Source organism: Agromyces soli (genome assembly GCF_022811605.1).
GTDB classification, from domain to species: Bacteria; Actinomycetota; Actinomycetes; order Actinomycetales; family Microbacteriaceae; genus Agromyces; species Agromyces soli.
In genome coordinates this window covers 2,676,684-2,702,096 of record NZ_CP094533.1, presented here as the reverse complement: position 1 = coordinate 2,702,096, position 25,413 = coordinate 2,676,684, and the positions used below count along the sequence as shown (strand labels likewise).

The following is a 25,413-nucleotide window of genomic DNA, read 5'->3' as shown; positions in this document are numbered from 1 at the left end:
CGTGTCCGGCGTGTGAACACCGCAGCATCGCTCGCAGCTGAGGACACGGAAACCGCGCTGCGCTAACGTTCGGAGGGTGACGTTCCGCCTCGCAGCCGACCGCATCCCCGTGACCGGGCTCACCCCGGCCGTGCCAGACCCGCGCTGGCATCCGAAGGCGTTCGAGGGCGAGGTGGTGCCGTTCGGGGCGACGGTCTTCCGGGAGGGGCACGACCTCGTCGGCGCCCTCCTCGAGCTCGCGGCGCCGAGCGGGCGCGTCCTGCGCCGTCGGATGACGAGCGCAGGGCCCGGCACGGACCGCTGGACCACGGAGGTGCAGCTCGACGAGCTCGGCCGCTGGCACTGGCACGTCACCGGCTTCGACGACGAGATCGGCACCTGGCGGCACGACGCCGCCGTGAAGATCGATGCGGGCGTCGACGTGGCCCTGATGTACGAGCTCGGCGCCCGGCTTCTCGACCGCGCCGCGGGCGATCGGGAGCGGCCGGCAGCCGCCAGGCGGGCGCTCGCGGCGCTGGCCGAGCGGCTCCGCGATCCGGAGCTCGACCCGGCGCAGCGCCGCGCGCTCGTCGACGACCCGGCGCTCGCGGAGTTCGAGCTGCGTCCGCTCAGCCGGCTCGCGGGCGACTCACCCGAGCGCGAGCTGCTCGTCGAACGACGCCGCGCGGGGGTCGGCAGCTGGTACGAGTTCTTCCCCCGCTCGGAGGGTGCGAAACGACGCGCCGACGGCAGTTGGAAGTCGGGGACCTTCCGCAGCGCGGTGCACCGCCTCGACGGCATCGCGGCGATGGGCTTCGACGTCGTGTACCTGCCGCCGATCCACCCGATCGGCGTCACGAACCGCAAGGGCCGCAACAACACGCTCGACCCCGGACCGCACGACCCCGGCTCGCCCTGGGCGATCGGCGGACCGCTCGCCGACGGCACCCCCGGCGGGCACGACGCGATCCACCCCGATCTCGGCACGCTCGCCGACTTCCGCCGCTTCGTGCGCGAGGCCGCCGCGCGCGGCATCGAGGTCGCCCTCGACCTCGCCCTGCAGGCCTCACCGGACCACCCCTGGGTCGCCGCCCACCCGGAATGGTTCACCGTGCTCCCCGACGGCACCATCCGCTACGCCGAGAACCCGCCGAAGAAGTACCAGGACATCTACCCGGTCAACTTCGACGACGACCCGGAGGGCCTCTTCGCCGAGGTGCTGCGCATCGTGCGCCACTGGATCGCGCAGGGCGTGCGCATCTTCCGCGTCGACAACCCGCACACCAAGCCCCTGGCGTTCTGGGAGCGGCTCATCGCCACGGTGAACGCCGAGGAGCCGGACGTCGTCTTCCTCGCCGAGGCGTTCACCAGGCCGGCCATGCTCCAGGCGCTCGCCATGGCGGGGTTCCAGCAGTCGTACACGTACTTCACCTGGCGGAACACGAAGGCGGAGCTCGAGGAGTTCCTGCTCGGGCTCGCCCGGGATACGGCCGACTTCCTGCGGCCGAACCTCTTCGTGAACACCCCGGACATCCTCACCGAGTACCTGCAGTTCGGCGGCCCCGCGGCGTTCACCGTGCGGGCGACGATCGCCGCGACCGCCGCCCCGACGTGGGGCGTCTACTCGGGCTTCGAGCTGTTCGAGTCCGTCGCCCGACCGGGCGCGGAGGAGGCGATCGACAACGAGAAGTACGAGTACAAACCGCGCGACTTCGCTCTCGCCGAGGCGGAGGGCCGTTCACTCGCGCTCTACCTCGGCATCCTGAACCGCATCCGCACCGAGCACCCCGCGCTCGGCCAGCTCCGCAACCTGCACGTCCATCGCAGCGACGACGACGCCGTCCTCGTGTACTCCAAGCGGCTCGCCGCCGAGTTCACGGGCACCGGAGCGGACGACACGCTGATCGTCGTCGCGAACGTCGACCCGCACTCGGTGCGCGAGACGACCGTGCACCTCGACCTCGAAGCGCTCGGCCTGCCGCCGGGCAGCACCTTCGACGTCGAGGACCTCGTGACGGGGCAGCACTGGGAATGGGGCGCGGACGCCTACGTCCGGCTCGACGCGTTCACCCGGCCGGCGCACGTGCTGCACGTCCGGCCGAACGGCGCGGATGCCTCGAAGGGGGCACCGCATGACTGACGCCGTTCCCCTCGAGCTCCTGACCGCGGTGGCCGAGGGCCGCTCGGCCGATCCGCACGCCGTGCTCGGCCAGCACGGCGGCGAGGCACCCGGAGCCGCGCGCACCCTGATCCGGGCCCGTCGGCCGCTCGCGGACACGGTGGACGCCATCCTCGACGACGGCCGGGTCATCCCGCTCCGTCACCTCGGCGAGGGGATCTGGTCCGGCGGCGACGACGGCCCCCCGAGCGGCTACCTGATCCGCGCCCACTACACGGACGGCACCGAGTGGACCGCCGACGACCCCTACCGCTTCGAACCCACCATCGGTGAGCTCGACCTGCACCTCATCGGCGAGGGCCGGCACGAAGAGCTCTGGCGGGCGCTCGGCGCCCACCTCCGCAGCCACCGCGGTATCGGGGAGACCGTGAACGGGACCGCGTTCACCGTCTGGGCGCCGAGGGCGCGCGCGGTGCGCGTCGTGGGCGACTTCAACCGCTGGGACGGCCGCGGGCACGCCATGCGCAGCATGGGAGCGAGCGGCGTGTGGGAGCTCTTCGTCCCGGACGTCGAAGCCGGATCGCGCTACAAGTTCGAGCTGCTCACCGAGGCCGGCGCCTGGATCATGAAGGCCGATCCGATGGCGCGGCAGGCCGAGGAGGCTCCCGCCACGGCCTCGATCGTCTCGACGAGCGAGCACCGCTGGGACGACGCGGCCTGGCTCGCCGAGCGGGCCGCCCGCTCCGTCCACGAACGGCCGATGAGCATCTACGAGCTCCATCTCGGCTCCTGGCGGCCCGGCCGGGGCTACCGCGACGTCGCCGACGAGCTCATCGAGTACCTCGACTGGCTCGGCTACACCCACGTCGAGTTCCTTCCGCTCGCCGAGCACCCGTTCGGCGGCTCGTGGGGCTATCAGGTCACCGGGTACTACGCGGCGACGAGCCGCTTCGGCTCCCCCGACGATCTCAAGTACCTGATCGACCGCCTGCACCAGACCGGCATCGGCGTGATCATGGACTGGGTGCCCGGGCACTTCCCGAAGGACGAGTGGGCTCTCGCCCGCTTCGACGGCGAACCGCTCTACGAGCACGCCGACCCGCGCCGCGGCGAGCAGCTCGACTGGGGCACGCTCGTGTTCGACTATGGCAACCCGCGGGTGCGGAACTTCCTCGTCGCCAACGCCCTGTTCTGGCTCGAGGAGTTCCACGTCGACGGGCTCCGAGTCGACGCGGTCGCCTCGATGCTCTATCTGGACTACTCCCGCGCCGACGGTGAATGGCTGCCGAACGAGCACGGCGGACGCGAGCACCTCGAGGCGATCGCGTTCCTGCAGGAGGCGACGGCGACCGCGTACAAGCGAAACGCGGGCATCGTGATGATCGCCGAGGAGTCGACCGCCTGGCCGGGCGTCACCGCGCCGACCTCTTCAGGCGGGCTCGGCTTCGGCTACAAGTGGAACATGGGCTGGATGCACGACACGCTCCAGTACCTCGGGCACGATCCCATGTACCGGGCGCACCACCACGACGAGCTCACCTTCTCGCTCCAGTACGCGTTCAGCGAGCACTACGTGCTGCCCATCAGCCACGACGAGGTCGTGCACGGCAAGGGCTCGCTCGTGCGCAAGATGCCGGGTGATCATTGGCAGCAGCTCGCCACGACGCGCGCCTACCTCGCCTTCATGTGGGCGCACCCCGGCAAGCAACTGCTGTTCATGGGTCAGGAGTTCGGCCAGCTCTCCGAGTGGAGCGAGGAGCGCGGGCTCGACTGGTGGATCCTCGACCAGCCCTCGCACCGGCAGCTCGCCGAGTTCGTCGCTCAGCTGAACCGCGTCTACCGCGAGCTGCCCTCGCTCTGGCAGCTCGACGACGATTCCGCCGGCTTCGAGTGGGTCGACGGCGCCGCCGCTGCGGAGAACGTGATCGCGTTCCTCCGCTACGACCGGGAACGAGTGCCGCTGCTCTGCGTCGTGAACTTCTCCGGCCGCCCGCACGAGGGATTCCGCCTCGGGCTGCCGGCCGCCGGCCGCTGGGTCGAGGTCCTGAACTCCGACGCCCTCGAGTTCGGCGGCTCCGGCGTCGGCAACCTCGGCGCCGTGGAGGCGGTCGACGCACCCTGGGCGGGGCGACCGGCCTCGGCGAGCGTCACGCTGCCGCCGCTCGGTGCGCTCTGGTTCCGACCCGAGGGCTGACCCGGAGGGTCACCCTCGCGTACGCGTTCGGCCGCGCGAACGGCGCGGGATCAGTAGAGCAGGCTCGCGAGCCGGCGGCGCGCCACGGCGACCCGGGGGTCTTCCGTGCCGACGACCTCGAAGAGCTCGACGAGGCGTTCGCGCACGGCGGTCTTGCCGTCCGGGTCCAAGCTCGGGAACAGGCTCAGCAGCCGGTCGAAGGCGTCGTCGATGTGCCCGCCGGAGAGGTCGAGATCGGCGACCGCGAGCTGCGCCTCGAGGTCGTTCGGCGCGGATGCCGCGGCGTTGCGCACCTCGTCGAGGCTCTTGCCCTGCAGGCGCCCGAGCAGGCGCACCTGGGCGAGCCCGGCGACGGCGAGCTGATCGCGGGGGTCCTGCGCCATCGCGGTGCGGTACGCCGCCTCGGCGGCCTGGTAGTCGCCCCGCTCGATGGCGTCGTACGCCTCCTGGTGCAGCGGGGGCAGCGGGGCCTCGACCGGCTCGGCGGCCTCGTCGGCGGAGGCGCCGCCGGGGTCGATCCGGCCGTCGGCCCCGTGCTGCGCGCCGAGCTCGAGGAGCTGGTCGAACAGCTGCTCGATGACGTCGTCGGGCTGCGAGCCCGCGAAGAGGGGCACCGGCTGGCCGGCGACGAGGGCGACGACCGTCGGCACGGACTGCGCCTGCAGCGCCTGCACGAGCTGCGGGCTCCGCTCCGCGTCGACCGCGGCGAGCAGGAGCCGCCCGTCCCGGGCGCGCACCAGTCGGGCGATCCGGTCGACGAGCTCGATCGACGGCTCGCTGAACCCGGCCCAGAGCACGGTGACGACCGGCACGGTCTTGCTCTGCTCGAGCACCCGGCCGAAGCTCTGGTCATCGGCCTCGACGATCAGGGGGTCGGTGCCGCCGCCCGCCGGAGCCGCGCCGTCGCTCGACGGCTGGGCCCGCTGAGCGAGCGAGGACAGGTCGACCGCACCGCGCAGGCCGATCGGGTCGTTCGGGTTCGTCATTGGACCTCCGAGGCGCTGACGAGGCTCTCGGACCAGCCGAGGAGCCGAATGGGTTCGTCCGTGCCGACCGCCGGCACGTAGAAGAGCAGCTGCAGATCGCGTGTGGACTGCACGCCCTTCGCGCTCTGCTCCGTGAAGCCGGACAGTGCGCGCGCGGGCGTGTTCTCCTTGAAGCCGGTCGTGCCGCCGTCGTTCGGACGGGACTGCTCGGTCCGACGCACGAGCGTCGAGACGAGCGCGCCCGCGTCGTTCGTCGCGAGCGCGACGACGGGGGCGTCGCCGGCGACGGCGGAGACGCTCAGCGTGATGGTCGGGTTCGCACCCTGGACCTCGTTCGCCCGAGCGGTCGCGTTGAGCGTGTCGTCCAGGTCGGTGCCCTCGAGGTCGAAGAGCGGTGCGTACTCACTCTCCGCCCCCTTCATCAGGATGTCGGCGAACGCCGTCGAGACCTGCGACGGGGCGAGCGAGAGGCCCTTGTACTCGGGGGCGATGATCGGGGCGCCGATCGAGGCGGGCGCGACGTCGGGGAACTCCGGTCCCGGCACCAACGACATCGTGTAAAGCACGTGGTACTGGTCGCGCGGCGCGTCCTGCTGGAGGACGAGCGCGGTCGGGGCGACCGCGGCGTCGTCGGACGACTCGATGACGGTGAGAACAGTGCGGGGCCATCCGGTCGTCGGGTCGGCGCTCGTCTGCTGCGGCAGCATCACGGACAGCGGCCCCGGCGGGATGGCGAGCGCCTGGGTCTGGTCGGGCAGCGTTCCGCGGATCGTGTAGTCGGCGGCCCGGGCCTCGAGCGCCGGGCCCGTGAAGCGGGTCTCGAGCGTGTCGCTCGCGCGGGCCTCGTCGTTGGCGACGGTGAACTCCGAGATGGTGCGCATGATGCGCTCCATCTGCGGCTCGGTGACGGCGGGCACGCTCTCTTCTGCCGGCTCGCCCTCCTCGGGCGCTTCGCTCGCGCTCGGGTCGGGGGTCGCCGTCGCGGTGTCGCTCGGCGACGCCTGCTCGAAGCTCGGCCAGTAGTCGGCCGAGCAGGCCGTGAGCGCGAGCGCCGGGACGAGGATGAGCGGGGCGAGGATCGCGCGGCGCCCGCGGCCGAGCGCCCGCGACTGATCCGCCGCGCTCGCCGGGCTGCGGCGGCGCAGGCCCCGCGTGCCCTTGGGGAGGTTGCGGCGCGGGCCGCGCGAGCGGCGGTGGTGGCGGATGCCGAAGAAGAGCAGCACGAGGCCGACGAGGAAGAGCACGCTGCCGCCGACCAGGAGCGGGCCGGCCCACGGCGTCGAGTTGTCGAGCGGCCACGCGACCACGAGCTGGTCGGGCACGGGGTCCTCGGATCCCGAGGCGACGATGACCGAGATGCCCTCGGGCGCCGCGATGGTCGTGGTGACCCTGCGGTCGCCGGTGAACTGATCGAGCCACAGGTCGGAGCCGGCGGGAGACACGGTCGCCGTGTCCGCGGCCGGGGCGTCGGGCGTGGCCGGCGTCGCGGGGGTCTCGACGACGGTGCCGTCGGCGGGTGCCTCCTCGGCCGGGTCATCCGTCACGCCCTCGACCCGCTCGGTCACGAGCGAGTCGGTCTCGGCGTCGTAGCCGACGGTCACGTGGTCGCTCGAACGCACCCAGGCCTCGACGTCGGACGAACGGCCGTAGGCGAGGAAGACGGTGCCGTCGCCGGCGGCGCTCAGCGTCTGCTTGCCGGGGTGCGCGGCGAGCGCCTCCGGTTGCACCACGATGTAGTCCGCCGCCTCGTCGACGCTCGCCGTGAGCGACACCCGGGCAGGCTCGAGGAAGACCGTGCGCTGGGCGATACCCAGCCCGATGAGCACGGCCGCAGCGACGAACGCCACGATGGCGAGGACGAATCGCACGTAGGACCTCCAGGGGCAAAGACATTCCACACTACCCAGCGCGCCTGAGCGTCTCCTAACCGCCAGCTGAAGACGAAATCCCCGGCCGCGCGTCCTACCCGTACAATCGGAGGCGATTCCCGCGCGCCTTTTCGCCGTCGCGGGACCGACACGGAGGAAGAATGGCCGCCGAAGAGACCGAGTTCACCCAGGTGTTCCGCGGATACGACAAGGATGAAGTCGACAAGGCGATCAACGGCCTGCGTCGCGACATCATCGCCGCGAACACCCAGTCGACCGAGGCATCGAAGGAGAACAAGCGACTCCTCGCCCGGATCGAAGAACTCACGGCCGAACTCGAAGAGGTCGGCAGCCCGACCTTCTCCGGCCTCGGCACCAAGCTCGAGAACACGCTCCGCGTCGCCGAGGAGCAGTCCACCCGGCTGATCGCCCAGGCCGACATCGATGCGGAGAAGCTGCGCCGGGCCGCCGAGGACGAGGTGCACGTCCTCAAGTCGGACGCGCGCGAGCTCGCCGAGCGGAGCGTCTCCGAGGCGCGCGCCCAGGCGAGCCGGCTGCTCGAGAACGCCCGTGCGGAGGCCGACGACATGGTCGCCAGGGCGCACGAGACGAGCGAGCAGCTCCGCCAGGAGGCGGCGCGCGACGCCGCCGCGATCCGCAGCTCCGCCGCGACCGAGACCGCCGAGCTCCGAGCCAGCGCGAAGCGCGAGGCCGCCGCCGCGATCTCCGAGGCCGAGCGCCGCGCCACCCAGCGACTCGCCGAGGCGAACGCCGAGGCGAACGAAGCGAAGGCGACCGCCGCGGGGCTCGCGAAGGAGACCGAGCAGACCCGCGCCGAGGTCGCGGTCGAGCTCGACCGTGCCCGTGCCGAGCTCGCGAAGGAGAGCGAGCAGGTGCGCCTCGACCTCGCCGCGGAGACCGAGCAGGCACGCCTCGACCTCGCCCGCGAGAGCGACGAGGCCCGCGCCGCGGTGGCCGCCGAGACCGCCGAGGAGCGCACCGCGCTGGGGCACGAGCTCGAGCAGGCCCGCGCCGATCTCGCCCGTGAGCTCGCCGCCGGTCGCGAGGAGCTCGACCTCGCCCGCGAGCAGGCCGCCATCGACCGCGCCCGCGAAGCCGAGGCCGCGAAGCAGAAGCTCGCCCACGAGCTCGAGCGGATCCGCGCGAAGCACGCCGCGGAGCTCGAGCAGATGCGCGCAGACCTCGCGCTCGAGCAGGAGCAGGCCCGCGCCGACTTCGAGGCGGAGGCCGAGCAGGCCCGCATCGACCTCGACAACCAGCTCACCTCGATGCGCAAGAAGACGACGCACGAGGTGAACCGGATGACCCGGGAGATCGAGCAGGCCCGCATCGACCTCGAGACCGAGCTCGCGACGAAGCGCGACGACGCCGAGCAGGAACTGCTCGCCGCCCACCAGCAGGGCGTCGCCGAGACCAAGAAGTTCCTCGACGAGGCGAACGCCGAGCTCGCCGACGCCGTGGCCCGCACGGCGTCCAGCCGGGCCGAGGTCGAGCGGCTCGAGACCGAGGTCCGCGCCGAGATCGCCGAGCTCCGCAACCGCGCCGAAGAGGACGCGCACTCCCGGGTGCAGGGCGCGCACGACCAGGCCCGCAAGCTCATCTCCGACGCCGAGGAGCGCACCCGCGCCCTCGTCGCCGACGCCGAGGACCGCCTCTCCCAGATCCGCATCGAGCGCGACGCCGTCGCCGGCTACTTCGAGAGCCTCCGCGGTGTCCTGACCCAGGCGGAGCAGGTCGCGGCGGACACCGAGTAGCGAGGGCGGGGCGGCTCCCGGCATGAAGATCCAGAACGCGTTCCGGGTCGGGCTCGTCGGCACGCTCGGCGTCGGCGTCGGGCTGCTGATCCTGATGTCGCTGGCGAGCCTGTCGACGATCCTCACCTACGTCGGGGCCGCCCTCTTCCTCGCGCTCGGCCTCGAGCCGGCCATCGCCTGGCTCGAACGACGCGGACTCCCCCGCTGGAGCTCCATCCTCATCGTGATGGCGGGCGTGGCAGCGCTGGTCGCCGCCCTGCTGCTCGCGGTCATCCCGATCATCGTCGAACAGGTGGGGCAGCTCGTGCAGCGGGTCCCCCTGCTCGTCACCAACCTGAACTCGACCGAGTGGGTGGCGAGCACGCTCGACTCCCTGCAGCAGCAGTTCCCGCTCTTGAACGTGCAGGAGATCTGGGACAGCATCTCCAAGGGCGTCGTCGACTTCGTGAGCGACCCGGACAAGATCAGCGAGCTCGCGGGCGGCGTCTGGCAGGTCGCGGTGGCGCTCGGCTCCGGTCTCTTCGCCGTCATCATCGTCGTCATCCTGACCCTCTATTTCACGGCGTCGCTGAACACCATGAAGCGGGGCATCTACCAGCTCGTGCCCGCCTCGCGGCGGCCCCGCTTCGCCGACCTCACGGAGCAGATCACCCAGTCGGTCGGACGGTACGTCATCGGCCAGGTGTCGCTCGCCGCGATCAACGGCGTCGCGAGCTTCATCTTCCTCTCGGTGATCCAGGCGCCGTTCTCCGCAGTGCTCGCCTTCGTCGCCTTCGCGTTCTCCCTCGTCCCGCTCGTGGGCACCCTGACCGGGTCCGTCCTCATCGTGCTCGTCTGCCTCATCCCCGGACTGGGTTCACCGCTCACTGCGCTCGTCGCCGCCGTGTACTACATCGTCTACATGCAGGTCGAGGCATACGTGCTGAGCCCGCGCATCATGAACCGGGCCGTCAAGGTCCCCGCGGCCCTCGTCGTGGTCGCCGCCCTCGCGGGCGGCGCACTCCTCGGCGTGCTCGGAGCGCTCGTCGCCATCCCCATCGCCGCATCGCTGCTGCTGATCATCAAGCAGGTCGTCGTCCCGCGGCAGAACGAGCGCTGAGGCGCGCATCCGGCCCGCCTGCGACGCCGCGCCGACGGGCTAGGCGCCTCACGCGCTCGCGACCGGCCAGCTCGTGGGCAGCGGCGCAGCCGCCGGATTCACGATCGCGACGATCTCGTCGAGCACCCGACGCGTCTGCGTCTCGCCGACCCACAGGTGACGGCCGCCCTCCACGTCGATGCGCTCGAGCCGGGGCACGCTCGCGAAGCGCGCCGCCGCCTCGGCCGGCCGCAGGTAGTCGTCGAACTCCGGGATGAGGGCGACGAGTCGCGGCTCGGCGTCGCGCCAGCGCAGCAGTTCGGCTTCGGTCGTGCGGTGAAGGGGCGGAGAGAGCAGGATGGCGCCGTCGATGCGGTGCTCCAGGCCGTACTTGAGCGCGAGCTCGGTACCGAACGACCAGCCGAGCAGCCACGGGTGCGGAAGCCCGCGCGCCTCGACGAACGCCATCGCCGCCGCGACATCCGCCCGCTCCGCGTCGCCCTCGCCGAACGCTCCGTCGCTCGTGCCGCGCGGAGAAGTGGTGCCGCGCGTGTTGAACCGCAGCACCGCGAGATCTGCGAGCGCGGGCAGCCGCGCCGCCGCCTTGCGCAGGATGTGCGAGTCCATGAAGCCGCCCGCGGTCGGCAGGGGATGCAGCGTCACGAGGGTCGCGACCGGCGCCCTGCCCTCGGGCGTGGCGAGTTCGCCGACGAGTCGGAGCCCGTCAGCCGTCGTGAGCTCGATCTCCTCGCGCACGGCGGGGAGCTCGACGCCCGCGCGGATCTCGACCGGCGTCGTGCCGAGGGAATCGTGCGTCATCTGCCCGCCTTCCAGCAGTGGGTGTGCCAGTGCCGGCGCGCGGCCAGGTCCGCCGCGTCGCCGAGCACCCCGTCCGCTCGCCACACCACGAGGTGGGCGGTGCCCGGCAGGATCTCCTGCGCGCAGCCGGGGCAGGCGTACGCCTTCTGCGCCTGCGCCTCGGACACCGGCTGGACGTTCCACTCGCGGCCGCGATGGGTCTCGGTGCGGCGCCAGCCGGAGGTCAGGCGCTCGACGTCGAGCTCGGGATGCGGCTCGCGGGCACGCGCGGACCGTCCACGGGAGCGGTGCGAGGGTGCCATGCGCACCAGTCTACGGCGGCGGCAGGGAGGTGCCGCGCGTACCGGAAGCGGCGGCAGGGAGGTGCCGCGCGTACCGGAAGCGGCTCAGTACCAGCCGGCCGACTCGGAGTGCGCCCACGCGCCGCAGGGCGAGCCGTAGCGCCCCTGGATGTACCCGAGACCCCACTCGATCTGGGTGGCGGCGTTCGTCTCCCAGTCGTCACCGGCGCTCGCCATCTTCGACCCGGGCAGGGACTGCGGAATGCCGTAGGCGCCGCTCGACTCGTTGTGCGCGTTCACTCGCCATCCGGACTCACGGTCCCAGAGCGCCACCAGGCAGTCGAACTCGCCAGCTCCCCAGCCGCGGGCCGCGACCGCGCCGGCGGCGTAGCCCTGCGCCGAACCGGGATCGGGCTCGACGGCCGGCGGCGCCCAGGCCACCGCCTCGGGCGCCTCGACGATCGGTTCCGGCTTCTTCTCGACGGCGTAGTCCTCACGGCCGACCGAGAGCGTGTACTCGCCCTCGAGCTGGAGGTCCTGCACCGCTCGGCCCTCGAAGCGGTCGCCGGCCGCGGCGAACTCCACACCCGACGCCGCGGTCGCCCGCGCGTCGACGGTCGGATCGACCAGGTTGACGAGGACGATGCCGATGCTCGCGGCCGAGGCGAACCCCACGGTCAGCGCCTGCTTGAGGCGGGAGCGCACGGCGGTGCCGCTCGCGGGGCGACGACGGGATGCGGCCTCAGGTTCGACGGCGCGACGGGCGGGAGCGAGCTGGGGACGCGGAACCGACGCGCTTGGCGCGCCTGCGTCAGAGTGCCTACCCACGATCCTCCGAGTCTAGCGAGACGGTTCGGCTCATCGCACGGCCAGCATCACGTCGACGACCGCGTCGAGCACGAGGTCGACCTGCGCCTCGCGATAACCGCCGCGTTGCGGCCGGAAGGTCACCGTGCGCACATCGTCCACCGAGATCGGCCAGCCGTCGCGGAAGTACCGGGTGAGCTTGTCCGCGAAGCGATCGACGTCCTCGACCCGGTAGCCCGTGACGAGGGGATTCACCCGCTCGAAGCGGTGGTGCTCGGGGCGGCCGAGCCGATTGGCGATGACCTGCGCCGTGGTGCGAGCCTCGCGCAGCCACGCCTCCTGCCCGTAGAGCAGCGCCGAGGTGCGCCGCTCCTGCGCGGCGAAGGCGTCCTCGAGCCGTTCGAGCGCGGCATCCACGTGGTCGGTCGAGTAGCCGTGCTTCTGCATGCCGAACGCCGTGAGCCGGATCGACTCCGCGGTGATCGTCTGGTCCCCTGGCGCCGGAGTGCCGTCGTAGGCGCGACGCGCCACCCTCAGGAACTCGTCGACCTCGCCGGTGTGGTACCCGAGCTTGGGCTTTCGTGCGCGCGGAAAGGGAGAAGACACCGCTCCAGTATTGCGCACGCTCATCCGAAGAGCTGGAAGGCCACGAACGCAACCGCCGCGGACGGCAGGATCGAGTCGAGCCGGTCGAGGAATCCGCCATGGCCCGGCAGCCAGGAGCTCATGTCCTTGATGCCGAGATCCCGCTTGATGAGCGACTCCGCGAGATCGCCGAGCGTTGCGGTGAGCAGGACGGCCGCGCCGAAGACGAGCCCGAACCACCACGTGTTGCCGAGCATGAACACCGACAGCAGCACGCCGGCGACGAGGCTCGCCAGCGCTCCCCCGGCGAAGCCCTCCCACGTCTTCTTCGGGCTGATCACCGGCGCCATCGGATGCTTGCCGAACAAGAGCCCCGCGGCGTAGGCGCCGGTGTCGGCGCCGACCGCGATGATGATGAACGCGAGCGTCCACCACTGCCCGCCGTCCGCCGCCGTCAGCACCACCGCGAAGGAGGCGAGGAACGTCACATAGCCCTGCACGAACGCCCCGGCGGCCAGATCGCGCAGCAGGCCCCGCGACCCTGCGACCGCCTTCGGGAACGCCTGCTCGACGAGGCGCCACACGGTGACCAGCAGGATGCCGCCGAGCACCGCGAGCAGTTGTCCGCCCGGTCCGCCGTAGTAGGCGATGGGCACCGCCACCACCGCGGCGACGACGGTGGGAATGCGCGGCACGAGGTACGAACCCTTGCGCAGCGCCTGGGCGAGCTCGTAGCTCGCGAAGCCGACCATCAGCACCGCGAGGAGCATGAACAGCTCTTTGAGGAAGAGCAGGCTGAGCAGCAGGGCGCCACCGAAGACCACGCCGATGAGCACCGCCAGGATCAGATTCCGCCCGGTGCGCGCCTGGATGCGCTCCTGCGCCTGATCGAACTGCGCCTTGCCGGCCTCGAACTGCCGCTCGAAATCGGCTTTCCTCGCCCCGAACTGCCGCTCGAGATCAGCCTTCCGCGCCTGCACTTGAGCGCGGAACTCACCGCGCGACGCGGGCTCGTGCCCCGATCCCCCGTCGCGCTCCTCCTCGGGAACGCCCGACATCCGCTGCCCTCAGACCTCGAGGAGTTCGGCTTCCTTGCGCTTCAGCGCCTCGTCGATCTGGTCGACGTGCGCCTTGGTCACCTGCTCGAGCTCCTTCTCACCGCGCGCGACCTCGTCGTCGCCGACCTCGCCCTTCAGCGCGTCGAGGTCGTCCTTGGCCTTGCGGCGCACGTTGCGCACCGAGACGCGGGCGTCCTCCGCCTTGGAGCGGACGATCTTCACGAACTCCTTGCGGCGCTCCTCCGTGAGCTCGGGGAGCGTCACTCGGATGACATTGCCGTCGTTGTTCGGGTTGGCCCCGAGGTTCGGCGTGTCGCGGATGGCCTGCTCGATGTCCTTCATCGCGCTCTTGTCGTAGGGCGTCACGACGAGCGTGCGCGCCTCCGGGTTGGCGAGCGAGGCGAGCTGGGCGAGCGGGGTGGGCGTGCCGTAGTAGCTCACCATGATCTTCTGGAAGAGCTGCGGGTTCGCACGACCCGTTCGCACGGTGGCGAAATCCTCCTTCGCCGCCTCGACGGCCTTCTGCATACGCACACCGGCGTCGGAAAGTACATCCGCGATCACGTCGAACTCCTTACGGTTCTAAGCCTCTGGTCAGTCTATCGACTGACGGGTTCCACGCCGTTCGCCACGACGGTGCCGAAGTCGGCGCCGAGGATGGCCGCGGTCACATTGCCGGCCGGCTCCATGCCGAACACCTGCATCGGCATGCCGTTGTCCATGCACAGGCTGAAGGCGGTCGAGTCGACGACCTTGAGGCCGCGCTGGAGCGCCTCCTGGTAGCTGATGCGGTCGATCTTGTGCGCGTCGGGGTTCGTGCGCGGGTCGTCCGAGTAGACGCCGTCCACGCCGTTCTTCGCGACGAGCACGAGGTCGGCGCCGATCTCGAGCGCACGCTGCGCGGCGACCGTGTCGGTGGAGAAGTACGGCAGACCGGCGCCCGCGCCGAAGATGACCACGCGCCCCTTCTCGAGATGACGCTCGGCGCGGCGCGGGATGTACGGCTCGGCGACCTGCGTCATCTCGATGGCCGACTGCACCCGGGTCTCCGCACCCGCCTGCTCGAGGAAGTCCTGCAGGGCGAGCGAGTTCATGACCGTGCCGAGCATGCCCATGTAGTCGGCGCGCCCGCGGTCCATGCCGCGCTGGCTGAGCTCGGCGCCGCGGAAGAAGTTGCCGCCGCCGACGACGATCGCGATCTCGACGGTGCGCGCGGCATCCGCGATCTCACGGGCGATCTGGCTGACGACGTCGGGGTTGACGCCGAGGGCGCCCCCGCCGAACGACTCGCCGGAGAGCTTGAGGAGGACCCTGCGTCGCTTGGGCGTCTCGGTCATGGGTGTCGGTTCCTTCCCGCTCGTCTGAGTTCAAACTAGTGCGTCGGCATCGTGGTGGAGCCGTACGGAGCCTGGGAATCCCGCCCGACGAGGAGGGCGGGGCCAGACGTCAGCGCCCGTCCGGGCGCGTGCGCACCCGTCGGGCGCACAGAAAAGGAGTCCGGATCGACGAGCGATCCGGACTCCTCCTCAACGGCGTTACGCCGTGGCCTTGAACCGGGCGAAGCCGGTCACGGTGAGGCCGGCGTCGTCGAGCACCTTCTTCACCTGCTGCTTGTTGTCGCGGGCGTAGTCCTGCTCGAGCAGGGCGACCTGCTTGAAGAACGCGGTGAGACGACCCTCCACGATCTTCGGCAGGGCGGCCTCGGGCTTGCCCTCGTTGCGGCTGATCTCGGTGACGAGCTCGCGCTCCTTCTCGACGATGTCGGCCGGCACCTCGTCGCGCGTGAGGTACGTCGGGTCGAACATCGCGATGTGCTGCGCGATCGCCCGCGCGGTCTCGGCGTCGCCACCCGTGTAGGCGACGACGACGCCGATCTGCGGCGGGAGGTCCTTCGAGGTCTTGTGCAGGTAGACCGCGAAGTCGTCGCCGCTCAGCGTGGCGACCTTCGAGAGCTCGACCTTCTCGCCGAGGGTGGCGGCCTGCTCGTCGATGAGCTCGCCGACGGTCTTGCCGTCGGCGGGCGCGGCGAGGGCGGACGCCACGTCGGTGGCGCCGGCCGCGGCGACCGCGTCGAGCACCTTGTCGGCGAGGGCGATGAACTTCTCGTTCTTCGCGACGAAGTCCGTCTCGCAGGCGAGCTGGATCATCGTGTAGCCGTCGGCCGACTCCTTGGCGGCCACGAGGCCCTCGCTCGTCGAGCGATCGGCGCGCTTGGCGTTGCCCTTGGCGCCCTTCAGGCGCAGGATCTCGGTGGCCTTCTCGAGGTCGCCACCGGCCTCCTCGAGCGCCTTCTTGGTGTCGACCATGCCCGTGCCGAGCTGCTCGCGCAGGGCCTTGATGTCAGCGATGCTGATTGCCATGTCTGGCTGTCTCCTTCGGGGACTTATTCGGCGGGGGTGGCGGCAGCGGCCGCGCCCTCGGCGTCTGCCTCGGACTCGGTCGCGGCGATCTCGGTCGCGGCCTCGTCGACGACCTCGGCGGCTTCGGCCTTGGCCTCAGCCTCGGTCTCGACGGCCTTCTCGGTCGCGGCGCCCTGCTGCAGGAGCTCCTGCTCCCACTCGGCGAGCGGCTCGACGGCGGAGACGTTGCCGCTCTCCTCCGGCTTCTGGTGACGCTCGATGAGGCCCTCGGCCGCGGCGTCGGCGATGATGCGGGTGAGCAGGCTCACCGAGCGGATCGCGTCGTCGTTGCCCGGGATCGGGTACTGCACCTCGTCGGGGTCGCAGTTCGTGTCGAGGATGCCGATGACGGGGATGCCGAGCTTCTTGGCCTCGTCGATCGCGAGGTGCTCCTTCTTGGTGTCCACGACCCAGAGCGCCGAGGGCGTCTTCGAGAGGTTGCGGATGCCGCCGAGCGACTTGTGGAGCTTGTCGAGCTCGCGCTTCTTGAGCAGCAGCTCCTTCTTGGTGAAGCCCGAGGTGGTGCCCTCGAAGTCGAGCTCCTCGAGCTCCTTCATGCGGGCGAGGCGCTTCGACACCGTGCTGAAGTTGGTGAGGAGGCCACCGAGCCAGCGCTGGTTCACGTAGGGCTGGCCGACGCGGGTCGCCTGCTCGGCGATGGACTCCTGCGCCTGCTTCTTCGTGCCGACGAAGAGGACGGTGCCGCCGTGGGCGACCGTCTCGCGGACGAAGTCGTACGCCTTGTCGATGTAGGCGAGCGACTGCTGCAGGTCGATGATGTAGATGCCCGAGCGCTCGGTGAAGATGAAGCGCTTCATCTTCGGGTTCCAGCGGCGGGTCTGGTGCCCGAAGTGCACGCCGCTGTCGAGCAGCTGGCGAATGGTGACGACGGCCATGAGCCGTTCTCCTTCTGTTCTCAGTTGTACGCTGCCGGCCGGCGGCCGGAAGCCCTGGTGCCCGGCGCGATCCCGCCGCTTCGGCGACTCGCTGCTGGGCAGCGACTCGCGTCGAGTCGGACTGAGTGGGATCGGCGGCCGCATGGGCACGCGGAGTCACCTCGACATGCGAGGTGCGGACCCACTCTACCAGTTCACCGGGCGGGCCGCGGTCAGGCGCGGTCGGCTCGATCGCGCCCTGCGATGGCTCGGCGCGAGCGGATGGCGCGAGCGGATGCCTCGTCCTCCACAGTCCTCGCCGGTCTGCTCCATTGCACGGATTCGCGCTGGGCGGGCCCGCGCGCCGCCTATCCGGGAAGAGTCGAAGCATGCTCCCACCGCATCGTCCCCGTTCCCTGCTCCTCTTGCTGTTCGGCGCACTCGCCATGACGGGTGCCCTCACCTCCGCCCAGGCGGCAGAGGTGCGGGCGGCTCCGCAGGCGGTGCCCGGCGCTCCGGTCGCACCGCTCGCGGCGGGCCGTTCCGCAGACACCGACTGGTGGTGGCCGGTGGGTCCCCCGGCCACGATCACCGCCCCGTTCCGCGCGCCGCCCACCCCGTATGCGGCCGGGCACCGCGGCATCGACCTCGCCGCGGCGGCGGGCGACGAGGTGCGCGCGCCCGCCGGCGGCACCGTCAGCTTCGCGGGCACGGTCGCCGGGCGGCCGCTCGTCGCCGTCGACCACGGCGACGGCTACGTGAGCGCCGTCGAACCGGTGGCGGCGCTCGTGGCGGTCGGCACCGCCGTGGCGCCCGGTGAGCCGCTCGGCACCGTGGCGGCCGGCGGCCATTGCGACGGTGCCTGCATCCACTTCGGTGTGCGGCTGCACGGGGAGTACGTCTCGCCGATGCTCTTGCTCGGCTCGGTGCCCCGCGCGGTGCTGCTCCCGCTCGACTGACGCCGCCCACGCTGCGCCTGACCCCGCCGGGCCGCGTGCCGGGTTCAGGCCCGCGGGTGGGCGGTTCGATAGCTCTGCTTCAGCCGTTCGGCCGAGACGTGCGTGTAGATCTGGGTCGTGCCGAGGCTCGCGTGCCCCAGGAACTCCTGCACCGCCCGCAGCTCTGCCCCGCCGTCGAGCAGGTGGGTCGCCGCCGTGTGCCGGAAGGCGTGCGGCCCGGCGGGCCCGCCGCCCGGCACTTCGGCGAGCAGGCCGGCGACGAGGCGGTGCACGCTCCTGGCGTTCAGCCGGCCGCCCCGCGCCCCGAGGAACACGGCGTGGCCACGGTCGAGCGGCGTGCGCCGGGCGGATGCGGTGCGCCGTCCTCCGCCGGCGGGCGATCCAGCCGCGGGCAGCTCCGCTCTCGCCGCGGCCCGCGCGAGCAGCGCCGGGCGGCCGATCTCGAGGTAGCGGTCGAGGGCGTGCGCGGCCGGGACCCCGTACGGCACCACCCGTTCCTTCGCCCCCTTGCCCAGCACCCGTACGGTGCGATTGGAGCGGTCGAGGTCGTCGAGATCGAGGCCGACGAGCTCGGAGACGCGCAGCGCGGCCGCGTAGAGCAGTTCCACGACAGCGTGATCGCGCAGGGCGTTCGGCTCGCCTTCGGCGGCGGCCTGCTCGAGCTCGGCGAGCAGGCCGTCGGCGGCGTCGCGGGTGAGCACGCGAGGGAGGGTGCGTTGCGGTTTCGGGGCGCGGAGCCTGGCGCCGGCGTCGCTCGTCGCGCGGCCGCTCGTGGCGAGCCAGGCGGCGAATCCCCGGGCGCTCGCCGCCCGCCTGGCCAGCGTCGCGCGAGCGAGGCCCCGCTGGTCTCCGTCCCACAGCCAGTCCCGGAGCAGGGCGAGCTCGAGCTCGGCGCCGAGCCCGGGGCGGTCGTCCGCAGGCTGCGCTACCGCCGTTGCCGTTGCCGCGTCGCGGGTGTCCGCGAAGCGGGCGAGGTCGTTCAGGTCGGCGGCATATGCCGCGACCGTGTGCACGGAGTAGCGGCGCTCATCACGGAGATGGGCGAGATACTCCTCGATCGCGGCGCCGAGCGGACTCACCGCGTCACCCGGTTCGCTTGCGCGAGAATCGCTCGAGCCTCGCCGGCGGGTCGAGCCTCGACAGGTCGTCGACGAACTCGGCGTCGAAGCGGGAGATCACCGGGTTCGGGCCGACCGGGGCCACGGAGACGAGGTGTCCGTCGTCGAAGAGCTGCACGAGGGAGAAGGATCGCCCGCCGTCGACCCCCTGCAGCTCGCGCGGCGGGGCGCTGACGTCGAGGGCGTACGCGGTCGCACCGGCGATCGACACGGGGATGCCCGCGAAGCTCCCGCTGCTCGGATAGTGCAGATGCCCGCCGAGGATCAGCCGCACATCGCTCCCCCGCAGCACCTCGGCGAGCCGCTCCTGGCCCTGCAGCTCGAGCACGTCCATCACCGCGATCGGCGTCGGGATCGGCGCATGGTGCACCGCGAGCACGGTGCCGCGGGGCGCGGGCGTGGACAGCACCTCGGCGAGCCAGGCCGCGCGCTCCTCGTCGATCGCGCCGTGGTGCCAGCCGGGTACCGAGACATCGAAGGAGACGATGCGAACCCCGTTGAGCTCGACCACCCGGTGCAGCGGCTCGCGCGTCGCGGCGAGATCGAGCAGCTCGGCGGCGAACGGCTCGCGCTCGTCGTGGTTGCCCATCACCCAGACGAGCTCGGCGTGGGAACGATTCGCGAGCGGCTCGAGCGCGGCGCGTGCCAGCCGATAGGCGTCCGGCTCGCCGAGGTCCGCGATGTCACCGGTCACGACGATCGCGTCGACGCCGGTGCCGAGCCGATCGAGCTGCTCGACGGCGTGAGCGAGCGCCGCGACCGTGTCGGCCGCGCCGCCGAGCGGTGCGCCGCCGGCGAGCAGGTGCGTATCGCTCAGGTGCGCGATCGTCGTGTGCGCTGCCGGGTATCTGCCGAGTTGCATCCGTCTGGCCTCCAGGGCACAGCCTACGGCGGACCTCTGCCACCGCCCGGCGCAGCCTCGGCGTGGTCGGGAGGAGTCGCCTTCATCGACGGATGAGCCAGCCGTCGGTGGTGCGCCGCACCCGCCCGAGGGCGTCGAGCGTGCCGAGTGCGCCGAGGGCGCGCGACGGCTCGAGCCCGGCGCGCGCCGCGAGCTCGGCGACGCTGCGCGGCGCCCGGACGCTCATCGCATCGAGCAGCCGGATCTCGACGTCGCGGAGTCCGGCGGGGACGGCCTGCGACCCTGGCGCCCCGCTCCGGCCCGCGGCCCCGCTCACGCCGCCGCTCAGCGTGCCCGCATCAATCTGCAGCGCCGCGTCGACCTGCGGCTCCAGCATCGTCTCGCCGCCCCGGCCGAGCAGTTCCGCCGCCTCGGCGGCGTCGGTGACGCAGACCGCCTCCTGCTCGCGCAGCAGGCGATGGCAGCCGGCGGATGCCGGGCTCGTCACCGGTCCGGGCACTACGCCGACCGGGCGACCCAGCGACGCCGCGTGATGCGCCGTGTTGAGGGCGCCGGAACGCCACCCGGCCTCGACCACGACGACCGCGTCGCTCAGCGCGGCGATGACCCGGTTGCGTGCGAGGAACCGCCACTTGGTCGGTGCAGCCCCGCAGGGCAGCTCGGAGACCACCGCCCCGCGCTCGACGATCTCGCCGAGCAGCGCTGCGTGGCCCTGAGGGTAGAGCCGATCGGGCCCGCCGGCGAGCACGGCGACCGTCGCTCCCCCGCGCCGCAGTGCCGCACGGTGCGCCGCGCCGTCGATGCCGTAGGCCCCGCCGGAGACGATCGTGCAGCCCCGATCGACGAGCCCGGTCGCGGTCTCGAGGGCGAGCTGCTCGCCGTAGCCCGTCGCCGCGCGAGCCCCGACGACGGCGATGCTCGGCCGGGCGGCGACCAGTCGCGGGTCGCCGCGCACCCAGAGCACCAGCGGCGCGTGCGGGCCGAGGTCGTCGAGCCGGTCGGGCCAGCCGTCGTCGCCGGGGACGAGCATGCGGGCTCCGAGCCGTTCGGCCTGTTCGAGCGAGCGCAGGAACGGATCCGGGGCGAGACGCTGGCGCCACCGATCGAGCCCGTCCTCGACGGCGCGGGCGCCCGGATCGAGCGCGAGTCCCGGCTGGGCACGGAACACCTCGCCCACCGTGCGCTCGCTGGCGATGAACTCGGCGGCCGCCGGTGCGCCGAGCGACGCGACGAGCGCGCCGAGGGTGCCGTCGCCGGGCTCCGCCAGGACGCCCAGCAGCGCGCGCGACGCGGCGTCTGCCGGCGTGGGACCGAGCGGCGCGGGCCCGGCGTGCGCCGCCGAGGCGTGCGATGGGGGTCGCATCACTGCCACGAGCGACTCGGCGCGGTCAAGCGCCGCGGTCACGGCGTTGCTCAGGCCGCCCACAGCGGGGCCCTTCGCAACACGTTCGCCTGCCCGACGTGCTCGCCGTCGGGCACCCCGGCGCCGTCGAGGTCGGCGAGCGTCCAGGCGAGCCGCAGCACCTTGTCGTAGCCGCGCATCGTGAGCCCGCCGCGTTCGAGCGCCCGATCGATGGCGACGGTCGCCCGGGATCCCGGGTGCATGCCACCGGCTCCGCGAAGCCACGGCCTGGGCACCTCCGCGTTGGTGCGCCACGGGGTCTGCCGATATCGCTCGGCCGCGACCGCTCGGGCGAGCTCGACCCGGCGGCGGGCCTCGGCGCTGGAGACGCGCCCGGCTGCGCCCTCGCTCGTCGCCGTCGTCGTCAGCCTGGGCACCCACAGTTCGAGGTCGAGCCGGTCCCGCAGGGGGCCGGAGATGCGCGAGAGGTACCGCCGCTTCACGCTCGGCGCGCAGGTGCAGGCCTCGCCCTTCGGCGACCACTGCCCGCACGGGCAGGGATTGGCCGCCAGCACCAGCTGGAAGCTCGCCGGGAACGAGGCGATCGCGCTCGCCCGGTGGATCGAGATCGATCGGGACTCGAGCGGCTGCCGGAGCACGTCGAGCACGGAGGTGGGGAACTCCGGCGCCTCGTCGAGGAAGAGCACGCCGTGCGAGGCTCGCGCTGCCGCGCCGGGCCGGATGAGCCGACCGCCGCCGCCGATGATCGACGCCGCGCTCGCGGTGTGGTGCGGTGCCTCGAAGGGCGGCCTCGTCGAGAGCCCGCCGACCCCGAGCCCGGACAACGAGCGCAGGGACGCGACCTCGAGCGACTGGTCGAGGCCGAGGTCCGGGAGGATGCCCGGCAGGCGCGAGGCCAGCATCGTCTTGCCGGCGCCGGGCGGTCCGTAGAGCCCCAGATGATGCCCGCCGGCCGCGGCCGCGATGAGCGCCGCCACCGCCTCGGGATTGCCCACGACGTCCGCGAGGTCGCCGGAATGGACGAGGGGCGGTTCCAGCGGTTGCGCGGCGAGGACCGGGTCGACGGCGACCACCTCGACATCGCCGCCGTGCCAGGAGACCGCTTCGGCGAGGGAGGCCACCCCGACCACTTCGATGCCGCCGACGAGCGACGCCTCGGCGGCGTTCGCCGCGGGCACCATGACGCGCTGGACGCCGGCCCGCCGCGCGGCGAGCACCGCAGGCAGCACGCCGTCGGTCGGGCGCAGGCGGCCGTCCAGGCCGAGCTCACCGAGGTGCACGAGCGCTCCCGCGGAGCCCGGGTCGAGGCGACCGGCTGCCGCGAGGCAGGCGATCGCGATCGCCAGGTCGAAGCCCGAGCCGTGCTTCGGAAGCGTGGCCGGCGAGAGGTTGACCGTGAGCCGGCGCGCCGGCAGAGGGCATCCGGAATTGGCCGCGGCCGCCCGGACGCGCTCCCGCGACTCGCCGATGGCGGCGTCGGGCAGGCCGATCACGAGGAACGCCGGGAGCTGGCTGCCGAGGTCGGCCTCGACCTCGACGATGGACCCGCTGAGCCCGAGCAGCGCCACGGACCGGGTGCGCGCGACCGGCATCAGCCGATGCCTTCGAGATGCTCGATGACGGCGGCCTCGCCCGGCCTGACCAGCACCGCGACCGCATCGATGCGCGGCGGCCCCGCGGCCGCGCCCTTCGCCTCGCACCACATCGCCGCGAGGCGACGGAGCCGGGCGAGCTTCGCCGCCGTGATCGCCTCGAACGGATGGCCGAAGCGGTCGCCCGCGCGCGTCTTCACCTCGATGAACACCGTGCACGCACGGTGCGCGGCGACGACGTCGATCTCGCCGTGCCTGCACCGCCAGTTGCGTTCGATCAGCCGGAAGCCTCGCGCCTCCAGGTGCGCCGCGGCGAGATCTTCGCCGAGGCGTCCGAGTTCTGCGTTGTGGGACATCCGCACCACCTCCGCGACCCAGCGTCGCGAACCATCGGTGCGTGCACGTCGGGGCCGGGCGGATCGGTGGAGAGGGCGCCGCTCACCGCGACAGCTGCGGAGGAGCGCGGACTACTCGTCGAGCGCGAGTTCCTTGGGCAGCTCGAACTCGCGCGCGGCGAGCTCCTCGATGTTGACGTCCTTGAAGGTCAGCACGCGCACGCTCTTCACGAAGCGGTCGGCGCGGTAGACGTCCCAGACCCAGACGTCCTTCATCGTCAGCTCGAAGTAGAAGTCGTGCTCGGTGTCGCGGCGGACCAGCTCCACCTCGTTGGCGAGGTAGAAGCGGCGCTCGGTCTCGACCACGTACTGGAACTGCGACACGATGTCGCGGTACTCGCGGTACAGGGCCAGCTCGACCTCTCGGTCGTAGTCGTCGAACTCGTCTTCATCCATCGCAGATCATCCTACGCCGAGCTCGAAGAGCGCGGCGTCAGGTTCCGCCTCGCGCGAACGATCGTGGAGCCAGGTGCGGCGGTGCAGCTCGCTCGGGCCGTGCTCCGCGATCGCCTCGAAGTGCGCCCGCGAGGAGTACCCCTTGTTCTCGTCCCAGCCGTAAACGGGCCAGTCGACGTGCGCCGCCCGCATCGCCCGGTCGCGATGGACCTTCGCGATGACCGACGCCGCCGACACCGAGGCGCAGTCGCGGTCGGCCTTGATGCGCGTGATGACCCTGGCGCGATGCTCGATCGCCTGGCTCAGCCAGTCGTAGTTGCCGTCGAGCACGAGCGGCGAGCCGAAGGGCACGTCGACGAGCTCCCGTACGGCGGCGAAGGCACGCGCCCCGGCCAGCCCGAGGCACGCCATGATGCCGAGCTCGTCGATCTCGGCGGCACTCGCCTCGCCGACGGCGGAGGCGCGCACCCAGGCCGCGGCCCTCGGCGCGAGGAGCTCGCGCTTGGGCTCGGCGAGCAGCTTCGAGTCGCGCAGTCCGGCCGGCATCCGCCGCATCCCCGCGTCGACGACGACGACCCCGACGGCGACCTGTCCGGCCAGCGCGCCACGACCGACCTCGTCGCAGGCGACGACGATCTCGGCGCCGCCGTCGAACAGCTCCCGCTCGAATCGCATCGTGGGTGCGGCGGCGGCCATCAGCCCGAGCCCTCGTCGACGCCGGCGAAGACCTCCGGGTAGTTGCCGAGCCACGCCCAGCGCGACAGCGGCCAGCTGACCACGAAGGCGCGCCCGACCACGTTGTCCACCGGGACGAAGCCCTTGAGCGGGGTGTCGCCGTTGTATCGGCTGTCCTTCGAGTTGTACCGGTTGTCGCCCATCACCCAGAGCGAGCCCTCCGGCACCGTGACGTCGAAATCGTCTCGGGAGACCCGGGTGTCCCCCGGCGGCAGCGCCACGTACGGTTCGTCGAGCGGAACGCCGTTGACGCTCATCTGGCCGAGCGCGTTGCAGCAGACCACGTGATCCCCAGGAAGCCCGATGAGCCGTTTCACCAGGTGGTCGTTCGAATCGGGCGCGGAGAGCCCGACGAAGGCGAGGAACCAATCGACCGCGGCGACGAGCGGCGGCTGCTGCGGCTCCTCGCGGACGGGCAGCCAGCCGCCCGGGTCGCGGAAGACCACGACGTCGCCGCGCTCGAGGGGCACGACGTCGGGCACGAGCTCGTTGACGATGATGCGGTCGTCGATCTCGAGCGTCTGCTGCATCGACTGCGACGGGATGAAGAACGAGCGGATCAGGAACGTCTTGATGAGGAAGGACACCAGCACCGCGACGATGAAGATGATCAGCAGATCGCGGAGGAACAGCAGCACCCCGCGCTTCCTGCCCGGCTTCTGCTGCCCGCGGTCATCGGTGGTCGCGGTGGACTGCGTCTCGTCTGTCATGGAACCCCGTGTCATTCGCTCGGAAAAACGCCGAGCTCCCCGTCCCAGTGTAGGGGCGGGGAGCTCGGACAGGCGCTTCGACGCGAGCGGTTCAGCTCTCGCGCTTCTCCTTGATCTTGGCCTTCTTGCCGCGGAGCTCGCGCAGGTAGTAGAGCTTCGCGCGACGGACGTCACCGCGGGTGACGATCTCGATCTTGTCGATGATCGGGGAGTGCACCGGGAACTTGCGCTCGACGCCGACCTGGAAGCTGATCTTGCGGACCGTGAAGGTCTCGCGGACGCCCTCGCCCGAGCGGCCGATGACGACGCCCTGGAAGACCTGGACGCGCGAGCGCGTGCCTTCGACGATGTTGACGTGCACCTTGACGGTGTCGCCCGGGCGGAAGTCGGGGATGTCCGACTTCAGGCTCGCGGCGTCGACGTGGTCGAGGATGTGCATGATGGTTCGCTCTCTGCGCCC

25 protein-coding genes are annotated in these 25,413 nt (G+C 72.0%); 5 read left to right on the top strand and 20 right to left on the bottom strand.

Going from position 1 to position 25,413, the window contains the following annotated elements; genetic code table 11:
• Positions 1 to 76 precede the first annotated feature (76 nt).
• Both MTP13_RS12940 and glgB read left to right on the top strand, forming a co-directional pair.
• Positions 77 to 2,119: a maltotransferase domain-containing protein gene (locus tag MTP13_RS12940; RefSeq protein WP_243568149.1), complete on the top strand. Its 2,043-nt coding sequence runs from the start codon at positions 77 to 79 to the stop codon at positions 2,117 to 2,119.
• Entirely contained in the window at positions 2,112 to 4,292 is a 2,181-nt protein-coding gene (glgB, locus tag MTP13_RS12935) for a 1,4-alpha-glucan branching protein GlgB (protein ID WP_243568148.1), read from the top strand. Before MTP13_RS12940 ends, glgB begins: the two co-directional genes overlap by 8 nt.
• A 50-nt stretch (positions 4,293 to 4,342) precedes the next feature.
• Here glgB and MTP13_RS12930 read toward each other — a convergent pair whose 3' ends face one another.
• Positions 4,343 to 5,278, bottom strand: a complete 936-nt coding sequence (locus tag MTP13_RS12930) for a tetratricopeptide repeat protein (protein WP_243568147.1) — start codon at positions 5,276 to 5,278, stop codon at positions 4,343 to 4,345.
• A complete protein-coding gene (locus MTP13_RS12925; protein ID WP_243568146.1) occupies positions 5,275 to 7,146 on the bottom strand; it encodes a DUF8094 domain-containing protein in 1,872 nt (623 codons plus the stop codon). The genes MTP13_RS12930 and MTP13_RS12925 overlap by 4 nt, the downstream gene beginning before the upstream one ends.
• 161 nt (positions 7,147 to 7,307) lie before the next feature.
• Here MTP13_RS12925 and MTP13_RS12920 point away from each other — a divergent pair, with 161 nt between their 5' ends.
• Both MTP13_RS12920 and MTP13_RS12915 read left to right on the top strand, forming a co-directional pair.
• Positions 7,308 to 8,921, top strand: coding sequence for a DivIVA domain-containing protein (locus MTP13_RS12920; protein ID WP_243568145.1), 1,614 nt, complete (start codon positions 7,308 to 7,310; stop codon positions 8,919 to 8,921).
• 22 nt (positions 8,922 to 8,943) lie between these two features.
• Positions 8,944 to 10,020, top strand: a complete 1,077-nt coding sequence (locus tag MTP13_RS12915; protein ID WP_243568144.1) for an AI-2E family transporter — start codon at positions 8,944 to 8,946, stop codon at positions 10,018 to 10,020.
• A gap of 48 nt (positions 10,021 to 10,068) precedes the next feature.
• Here the strand turns inward: MTP13_RS12915 and MTP13_RS12910 are convergent, their stop codons facing one another.
• From MTP13_RS12910 to rpsB, 9 genes are all read right to left on the bottom strand, one after another.
• On the bottom strand, positions 10,069 to 10,818 hold the full coding sequence (locus MTP13_RS12910; RefSeq protein WP_243568143.1) for an alpha/beta hydrolase: 750 nt from the start codon (positions 10,816 to 10,818) through the stop codon (positions 10,069 to 10,071).
• Positions 10,815 to 11,120, bottom strand: a complete 306-nt coding sequence (locus tag MTP13_RS12905; protein ID WP_243568142.1) for a hypothetical protein — start codon at positions 11,118 to 11,120, stop codon at positions 10,815 to 10,817. Before MTP13_RS12905 ends, MTP13_RS12910 begins: the two co-directional genes overlap by 4 nt.
• 84 nt (positions 11,121 to 11,204) lie before the next feature.
• On the bottom strand, positions 11,205 to 11,804 hold the full coding sequence (locus MTP13_RS18305; RefSeq protein WP_424221780.1) for an aggregation-promoting factor C-terminal-like domain-containing protein: 600 nt from the start codon (positions 11,802 to 11,804) through the stop codon (positions 11,205 to 11,207).
• Positions 11,805 to 11,957: 153 nt separating this feature from the next.
• Entirely contained in the window at positions 11,958 to 12,512 is a 555-nt protein-coding gene (locus MTP13_RS12895; protein ID WP_243568141.1) for a DivIVA domain-containing protein, read from the bottom strand.
• A 20-nt stretch (positions 12,513 to 12,532) separates the two neighbouring features.
• Entirely contained in the window at positions 12,533 to 13,549 is a 1,017-nt protein-coding gene (locus MTP13_RS12890; RefSeq protein WP_243568140.1) for a phosphatidate cytidylyltransferase, read from the bottom strand.
• Positions 13,550 to 13,558: 9 nt separating this feature from the next.
• On the bottom strand, positions 13,559 to 14,113 hold the full coding sequence (frr, locus tag MTP13_RS12885; protein WP_189084801.1) for a ribosome recycling factor: 555 nt from the start codon (positions 14,111 to 14,113) through the stop codon (positions 13,559 to 13,561).
• A 35-nt stretch (positions 14,114 to 14,148) separates the two neighbouring features.
• Complete coding sequence (pyrH, locus tag MTP13_RS12880; RefSeq protein WP_189084800.1) at positions 14,149 to 14,886, bottom strand: UMP kinase; 738 nt, start codon at positions 14,884 to 14,886, stop codon at positions 14,149 to 14,151.
• A gap of 198 nt (positions 14,887 to 15,084) precedes the next feature.
• Complete coding sequence (tsf, locus tag MTP13_RS12875; RefSeq protein ID WP_243568139.1) at positions 15,085 to 15,909, bottom strand: translation elongation factor Ts; 825 nt, start codon at positions 15,907 to 15,909, stop codon at positions 15,085 to 15,087.
• Positions 15,910 to 15,932: 23 nt separating this feature from the next.
• Positions 15,933 to 16,844, bottom strand: coding sequence for a 30S ribosomal protein S2 (gene rpsB / locus MTP13_RS12870; protein ID WP_243568138.1), 912 nt, complete (start codon positions 16,842 to 16,844; stop codon positions 15,933 to 15,935).
• Positions 16,845 to 17,269: 425 nt separating this feature from the next.
• Here rpsB and MTP13_RS12865 point away from each other — a divergent pair, with 425 nt between their 5' ends.
• Positions 17,270 to 17,782 (top strand): murein hydrolase activator EnvC family protein, encoded by a 513-nt coding sequence (locus tag MTP13_RS12865; RefSeq protein WP_243568137.1) that lies wholly within the window; start codon positions 17,270 to 17,272, stop codon positions 17,780 to 17,782.
• 44 nt (positions 17,783 to 17,826) lie between these two features.
• Here MTP13_RS12865 and MTP13_RS12860 read toward each other — a convergent pair whose 3' ends face one another.
• The 9 genes from MTP13_RS12860 to rplS all read right to left on the bottom strand — a co-directional run bounded on the left by MTP13_RS12860 (position 17,827) and on the right by rplS (position 25,392).
• Positions 17,827 to 18,861, bottom strand: a complete 1,035-nt coding sequence (locus MTP13_RS12860; protein ID WP_243568136.1) for a tyrosine-type recombinase/integrase — start codon at positions 18,859 to 18,861, stop codon at positions 17,827 to 17,829.
• Positions 18,862 to 18,865: 4 nt separating this feature from the next.
• Positions 18,866 to 19,762: a metallophosphoesterase gene (locus MTP13_RS12855; protein ID WP_243568135.1), complete on the bottom strand. Its 897-nt coding sequence runs from the start codon at positions 19,760 to 19,762 to the stop codon at positions 18,866 to 18,868.
• An 82-nt stretch (positions 19,763 to 19,844) separates the two neighbouring features.
• A complete protein-coding gene (gene dprA / locus MTP13_RS12850) occupies positions 19,845 to 21,167 on the bottom strand; it encodes a DNA-processing protein DprA (protein WP_243568134.1) in 1,323 nt (440 codons plus the stop codon).
• A gap of 8 nt (positions 21,168 to 21,175) precedes the next feature.
• On the bottom strand, positions 21,176 to 22,717 hold the full coding sequence (locus MTP13_RS12845) for a YifB family Mg chelatase-like AAA ATPase (RefSeq protein WP_243568133.1): 1,542 nt from the start codon (positions 22,715 to 22,717) through the stop codon (positions 21,176 to 21,178).
• Positions 22,717 to 23,073 (bottom strand): YraN family protein, encoded by a 357-nt coding sequence (locus MTP13_RS12840; protein ID WP_243568132.1) that lies wholly within the window; start codon positions 23,071 to 23,073, stop codon positions 22,717 to 22,719. Before MTP13_RS12840 ends, MTP13_RS12845 begins: the two co-directional genes overlap by 1 nt.
• 111 nt (positions 23,074 to 23,184) lie before the next feature.
• Positions 23,185 to 23,508 carry a DUF2469 family protein gene (locus MTP13_RS12835; RefSeq protein ID WP_243568131.1) on the bottom strand — a complete coding sequence of 108 codons (324 nt, stop codon included), beginning with the start codon at positions 23,506 to 23,508 and terminating at the stop codon, positions 23,185 to 23,187.
• Between the two features lie 6 nt (positions 23,509 to 23,514).
• Positions 23,515 to 24,204 carry a ribonuclease HII gene (locus tag MTP13_RS12830; protein WP_243568130.1) on the bottom strand — a complete coding sequence of 230 codons (690 nt, stop codon included), beginning with the start codon at positions 24,202 to 24,204 and terminating at the stop codon, positions 23,515 to 23,517.
• On the bottom strand, positions 24,204 to 24,953 hold the full coding sequence (gene lepB / locus MTP13_RS12825; protein WP_243568129.1) for a signal peptidase I: 750 nt from the start codon (positions 24,951 to 24,953) through the stop codon (positions 24,204 to 24,206). Before lepB ends, MTP13_RS12830 begins: the two co-directional genes overlap by 1 nt.
• 91 nt (positions 24,954 to 25,044) lie before the next feature.
• A complete protein-coding gene (gene rplS, locus MTP13_RS12820; RefSeq protein WP_243568128.1) occupies positions 25,045 to 25,392 on the bottom strand; it encodes a 50S ribosomal protein L19 in 348 nt (115 codons plus the stop codon).
• Between the last annotated feature and the right edge of the window lie 21 nt (positions 25,393 to 25,413).